This window comes from Actinomadura roseirufa, assembly GCF_900659635.1.
GTDB classification, from domain to species: domain Bacteria; phylum Actinomycetota; class Actinomycetes; order Streptosporangiales; family Streptosporangiaceae; genus Spirillospora; species Spirillospora roseirufa.
Genome location: NZ_CAACVB010000595.1, coordinates 1 through 601, shown reverse-complemented (window position 1 = coordinate 601; position 601 = coordinate 1). Strand labels below are relative to the sequence as shown.

Genomic DNA, 601 nt, shown 5'->3' with positions numbered 1-601 from the left:
CGGCCTGGTTGCGGACGTCGGCCTCCTCCTTGCGGCGGCGGTCCTCCTCGGCGTACTGCTCGGCGTCGCGCATCATCTTCTCGATGTCGTCCTTGGGCAGCGCGCTGCCGCCGGTGACGATCATCGACTGCTCGCGGCCGGTGCCCTGGTCCTTGGCGCTGACGTTGACGATGCCGTTGGCGTCGATGTCGAAGGTGACCTCGATCTGCGGGACGCCGCGCGGCGCCGGCGGCAGGCCGGTCAGCTGCAAGATGCCGAGCTTCTCGTTGTAGGCGGCGATCTCGCGCTCGCCCTGGTAGACCTGGATCTCCACGGACGGCTGGTCGTCGTCGGCGGTGGTGAAGGTCTCCGACCGCTTGGTCGGGATCGTCGTGTTCCGCTCGATGATCTTGGTGAAGATGCCGCTCTTGGCCTCGATGCCGAGGCTCTGGGCTGTCACGTCCAGCTCCAGGAGATCCTTGTTCTCGCCCGTCAGCACACCGGCGCGGAGGCCGGCGCCGATCGCCACGACCTCGTCGGGGTTGACGCCCTTGTTGGGCTCCTTGCCCCCGGTCAGCTCCTTGACCAGCTCCGACACCGCGGGCATGCGGGTCGAGCCGCC

Annotated in this window: 1 protein-coding gene; it reads right to left on the bottom strand. The window is 68.6% G+C overall.

The genetic code is table 11. The features are described from left to right. On the bottom strand, positions 1 to 601 hold a 601-nt coding region (locus tag E1291_RS41605), incomplete at both ends, for an Hsp70 family protein (protein ID WP_165495558.1).